This window comes from Microcoleus sp. MON2_D5 (genome assembly GCF_036701905.1).
Lineage (GTDB): Bacteria > Cyanobacteriota > Cyanobacteriia > Cyanobacteriales > Microcoleaceae > Microcoleus.
In genome coordinates this window covers 1-5,429 of sequence record NZ_JAUBRM010000177.1, presented here as the reverse complement: position 1 = coordinate 5,429, position 5,429 = coordinate 1, and the positions used below count along the sequence as shown (strand labels likewise).

Here is a 5,429-nt window from a genome sequence, read left to right as displayed (position 1 = left end):
AGAGAAACTACAACACTCGGAACGCCTGCTGCAATAAACGATCGCGATAAACCAATGATGCCATCACCTGTAATACGACCGCGACCCGTATTGCAACCACTCAAAACGACGAGTTCGGCATTCAACCTCAAATTGAAAATTTCGCTAGCAGTGAGTAAACCACTGTCACCCTTGCTTGGGGCAAGTGCGATGACTCCAGGTACGCCCAATCCCTCCACGTCATCCAGGATGCCGTGAGTTGCTAAATGCACGATGCGCGATCGCTCTATTTGCTGTAAAACTGCTACTTTTGTCGCTTTGTCGCCTGTAAGCGGTTCAGCATTCAAAAGCTGAGCAATCGCGATCGCTTCGGTTTCAGCGTGTGGGAGTGATGACATTTGTTGAGGAGGTTGGTTCGTCGTAAAGGCAACACTTGGCATGGTAGGATTCCCAACGACTAGCGCACCTTTTCCTGAAGCAAGCTGTTGCTGTTTCTTAGTTAAAGACAGCACTTGAATTGAAGGTGCTGTTAAAATAGTATGTTTTTCTATCAAGTATTTTCCCGAAGTATCTTGCAGCGCGGCAAAGGGAACTAAGAACAAAGATTCATGAGGAATAAAGGTAATTCGCGACGCTGGATCTTGAGGTAGAAGGTCAGCAATTGGTTCGATCAGTAGTTGATAAAGCTCTTGCAATGACGGGTCTAAAAATCGTTGCTCGACAACAGGCATGGTTCCGGTGGAATTTCTAGTTGGTTGGGATCGCTGCTTGTTTCGCAGGCAACTGGGAATGAAGCAACGACCTTGAGTAACCAAGGCTTTTAATGCAGTTTGTTCCTCAACCAAACGTTTCAAACTGATGCGACGAAATTCAAGTTTTCCTGTCGGCGGCATCACCCAGATATAAAGTTCTGAATCTTGCAGCTTTCTTTGACCATCAGCTTCTACAACTTTTTTGATAATCGAGTAAGAAACTAAAGTGGAATTTTGTTGTTTAGCGATTTGCTGAATTTCCTGGATTTTGAGCGGTTTTATTTGATTTTCCGATGAATTTAGGGTAGCCTGGCCTGACTGGGAAGAAAAACGGTTGGTCAATAATCTAACAAAAGCTTGGGCCCGTCCCCGCTCTGTTATTTCTAGCGCTTTCTCATGCTGATTTTGATTGGTCAGCACTTCTTGCAACATACTATAACTTGTTTCTTGGGTCTCAAACATTGAAACTAAATTGAGATCGTTGTTATTTAAATTTGACCGGAGAGACTCCCAAATTTCAATGGCTGAAAATAAAAATTTGATAGCTTCTGCTGGTTGCTTTGCTTTGTCGAAAGCGTCACCTAAATTGCTGAGTGCGCGGCCTTCAGCGTGGCGATCGCTCAGTTCTCTGGCAATGGCTAAACTTTGTTGGTGAGACTCAATCGCTTGACGATAATTTTTGACAGCATAGTAAGCAATTCCTAAATTCTCTAGAGCACGACCTTGAACGAAGCGATCGCCCAGTGCTGAGGCGATCGCTAAACTTTGTTTCTGCTCATCAATTGCTTTGGCATAATCGGTTAGGGAATAGTGTGCTAATCCTAAATTGCTCAAAGCAAGAGCTTCGCCTCGGCGATCGCGCTGCTGTTTAGCGATGGCTAAACTTTGCTCTTGATATTCTACTGCCCTTGTATACTCTTTCTTAGCGTAATAAACTAATCCCAAATTTCTTAGGATACTCGCTTCTAAATCAGCCGATTTTAGGGAGTGGGCTACTTCCAAACTTTGCTCGTAGTATTCGATCGCTTTTTTATAATTGCCAATCGCGCCGTAAGCAGCTCCCAAACCAATAAAAGCTTGTCCCTTTCCCAATAAATCGGCCCTGGATTCAGCTTGTGCTAAGCGCTGCTGGTGGTAAGAAATTGCTTTTTCATAATCTCCGATCGCGTAGTAAGTCGCGCCTAGATTGTTGAGCGCGTAGCCTTCCCTAGCGCGATCGCGGGAGAGTCTCGCCAGCTCTAAATTCTGCTGGTAGCAGGCGATCGCTTTGCTGTAGTCTTTTGGCGCAGTCTGGAGAGGCAATCCTGGTTGCTGCCCCAGTAATTGTTCCTCAGTTAAGCATTGAGCCGCACTCGGTGTCAGACTTGCTAAGTTTTGCGGTTCGCGATTTCGATCGCCATTAAGCTGGCTCAATTGTTGAGCGGCAAGGGTATTAGGAGTTCCTGGCTGTGTATTAGAGACTTGCACTGAGACAGGTACAGTGGCTGCCGCAGTTGGTATCGCATCTGAATTTGCAAGGGTTGGTACGAATGGTGTGATGGTTGGGAGACGTAATGGTTCTGGCACGCCCCTTTCTGCAGGCAGCGTGGGAGCTAACCCAGATGAAGGAACTTCTAATGGTTCTGGCACGCCCATTTCTGGCGGCAGCGTGGGAGCTAGCCCAGAGGAAGGATTATCAGGATTATCTGGTTGCGATACACCTGAGCCTAGAGGTGCGATCGCAGGGAATTGAATCCCAGGTGGTGCGAGTGCAGCAATTGTTGGCGGTTCTGGCGGTAGTAGGGGAGCTAACCCACCACTCCCAAAGCCGAAAGCTCGCTCAATCTCTAATCGTGGACTGCCCAAAACAAGGGTAGGATCGGTCAGAGATATTAATCGGCTGCCAGTGGTATCAATGCTGTTGGGGTTATTGCTGCTAGTAGCGAGGCGAATCTTACCCTCATAGGTCAGGATAGTACCCGGAGCGATCGCGCCCAAGGCTTGCAAAGTGATGTTTCCATCTGGTATACCCATCGGAGCGACAGAGGTGAGGAAGCTGTTTTTGGCATTAATACTGTCACCAGAGCTGAGCAAACTGATGTTGCCCCCTCCAGAAAAGATAGAACCCGCTACAGTGACGTCTTTGTAGGAGCGGATTACAATATTACCGCCAACTCCTGCGCTCGTGCTCGAATCTATTCTGTCTCCGGTGGCGCTAAGACTGGATTCTGCTTGAAGGAGAATGGCGCTACCCCCAGAAGTTATGTTGCCTACAGTAGTTAAACGACCCGACCTAATCTCAATATTGCCACCCCTCCCTTGGGTAGATGTAGAATTTAAAGCGCCCATATTGAGCGTGATTCCCCCAAGTGGCTCATTCCGAAAACTAATCGCGCTATCGCCGGAAATAATATCTCTGACGCTAACATTGACTCCTTTAATCTCGATTGCGCCACCTTTCCCCGTGCTAGAACTAGAATTGATCGCCCCGCTGACGTTGAGATCGCCTGGAATAAATAAATCAATCAAGCCACCTCCAGAAATGACATTTCCAAGAGTTACAGGCCCTGCATTTACTTTGATCTGACCTCCTACTCCACCGCTATAGCTGGAATTTAGGGTAATATTGCCAGCGTTAAAGTAACCATCATTAAACACATAAATGCGACCGCCACCGGAGGTTATATTACCAGTCACAATGTCACCTCCAGTATCACCCCCACCAGCTTTGAGTTCGATCGCGCCTCCCACTCCTGTGTTAGAACTCGAATCAAAATTTCTGGCGCTGATACTGCTGTTGTTGAAGCTGAGACTATTGAGGCTGATACTGCCACCGTTTGAGGCAATGTTGCCGACTGCTATACTACCAAATGCCACAAGCCCTACATCGCCACCTGCGTTGCCGCTGCCAGAGTTGAGATTGCCGACGCCGATCGCACCTGCTTGACTGCTGAGGGTAATGTTGCCACCACTAGAGAAAATATTTCCCGTTGCTATATTGCCGTAAGCATTGAGAGAGATGTTGCCCCCTCCGCTGCCACCATTCGCGTTCAGCGTCTCGGCGCCGATGTCGATCGCACCTCGATTGCTAAGCAAACTGATCTCCCCTGCCCTGATTCCGCTAGTGTCGATGTTGCCGGCACTGATGTTGCCTTCTCCATAAAGGGTGACTTTGCCTCCGTTTCCAAGGAAGCTAGAGGTTGTAATTCCACCGGCGGCGATCGCGTTTGTCCCATATAGCAAAACTGACCCACCGTTACCGACTATCGAGGAAGCGTTCAAGGTGCTGGCGCTCGTATTGATGCTTCCCCCGGTGCTGTAGATGGTAATATTGCCGGCATTGCCCGTTAAAGTCGAAGTATCCAGGTTTTCCGCTGCGATGTCCCCGGACGCTACCAGCGCAAGATCTCCGCCATTTGAAGTAATGGATGCTGCTTGAATGCTGTTTGCGGCGCCTAAAAAAACTGAACCTGCGATCGCGATATTGCCAACTTGAATGCTCGCAGGTGAAGAACTGGCGGGTGCTAAAGTGCTGTTTCCAGTGAGGGCAGTGGGTAGGTTGCCAGCCGTAAAAACTAACTGCGGTCGATCGCTAGATGCGGAACTGATTGCGATATCACCGGATGCGATCGTGCCTTGGGCTTGCACTCCCAGAGAAGCGCCTGTGTAATTACCAAAAGTGACGTTTCCGCCTGAGACGATCGTAGAACCGCCTGAACTTGCCAAGTTGCCGGGGCTACCTTGAAGTGTAGCAATTGAGAAATCGCTGCTAGCTCTGAAGAGGGCATCACCGGATACAGTACCGTTACTGGTAAGTGTGATGCGGCCGTCAGCGCTCAGTAAGCTTTGGGAGTGATTGCGAGCCTGGATGTCTATTTGACCGCCCTGCACGGTTAGGTTTCCACCCACATCAGTAACAAAAGAGTTAGCCACGCTGTCGCGAATGCGGACAGCTTCCCCCGCTTGCAATTTCAAGTCACCGGCTGTTTGTAATTGCCTGTTTACTAGGGTCAGGTTACGCGCGGCTGACACTGTAGCCGTTTGAGCAGACACTGCTAAATTTTGGTTCGCACCTGTTGCCTGAGTGTCGCCGATCGCCACATCGCCAGCTTCTACCCGCAAGTCTGAATTCGTTAGCTGTACGCTTCCGTCGCTGTTAACTGTAACGCCTGTAGCATTGCTGCTACCCCCTGTCAGCAGTTGGGACAGGGTGAGGGGACTCAACGGCACAGAAGCAGAACCTAGATTAGAAGAGGGGGAAATTTCTAAACTCAGCAGATGCCCTGCTTGAGAAATGCGGACTAAGTTTTCTCCGGGCACCGATGCGATCGCAATTTGCCCGGACGGTGCTGACAAAGTACCGGGGCTGAAAACTGTTCCGCCTATTAAAGCTAGCGTTTGCCCGTTAGGTACGCGCAGGTGACCGAAATTTGCGATCGCCCCTGGCTGAGCTGTACCAAAATTTAAAATGCTTGGCGTTCCTATCAGCATAGCGTATTCATTAACGCCAACTGCCTGAAACCAATTGTTGCCAAATCCGATTCCGGTTGCTGTCGTTGCCAAGAATGAACCAGGCACGTTCAGTTGAGCGTTGGAACCAAAAACAATCCCCGCCGGATTCATCAAAAATAAGTTAGAACTACCGCCTATTACTTGAATTAAACCGTTAATATAAGAAGCATCGCCACCCACAACTCGCCCTAAAATATTGCGGATATT

Annotated in this window: 1 protein-coding gene; it reads right to left on the bottom strand. The window is 48.8% G+C overall.

Annotation, left to right across the window (positions count from 1 at the left end; translation table 11 throughout):
* The coding region (locus tag QUA47_RS30110; RefSeq protein ID WP_333433518.1) for a CHAT domain-containing protein at positions 1 to 5,429 on the bottom strand (5,429 nt) is incomplete at both ends.